This is a genomic window from Hymenobacter crusticola, from assembly GCF_002154225.1.
Taxonomy (GTDB): Bacteria; Bacteroidota; Bacteroidia; order Cytophagales; family Hymenobacteraceae; genus Hymenobacter; species Hymenobacter crusticola.
This window is the reverse complement of sequence record NZ_MTSE01000145.1, coordinates 1-372: the sequence shown is the minus strand read 5'-3', so window position 1 is coordinate 372 and position 372 is coordinate 1. Positions and strand designations below refer to the sequence as shown.

The window sequence follows — 372 nt, the reverse complement described above, 5'->3', positions numbered from 1 at the left end:
CGAACTGCGCCGCGTTGCGTAGGGCCGTGCCGGTCGCGCCTGAACCACTCAGTTGAGTGCCCGGAAACAGGGCCCGGTAGGCGTCGCTGTCGATAATGCGCTGCACGTCCCGGCCAAAGCCTTCGGCAATCTCCGCCCCGAAGGAGCAGATGGCCATCTTCGTGTTGGGTTGGGTACCGAGCCGGTAGGCCGTGTAGCGCCGGGTCACCAGTTCGGTCTTGCCGTGCTGGGGCGGCAGTAACACCATCATCTTGCGAATCTCGCGCCGTTCGAACCGGTCTAAAAAGTCACATACCGTTTGATGGAAGGGCTTGAACAGGTAGTCCGGCTTGGTGAAGGCGACGAAGTGTTCTACGCTCGTTCGGGCGGCTC

Annotated in this window: 1 protein-coding gene; it reads right to left on the bottom strand. The window is 62.1% G+C overall.

What is annotated here, in order from left to right; genetic code table 11:
- Window positions 1-372: hypothetical protein (locus BXP70_RS30260; RefSeq protein WP_218779913.1), on the bottom strand; the 372-nt coding region annotated here is incomplete at both ends.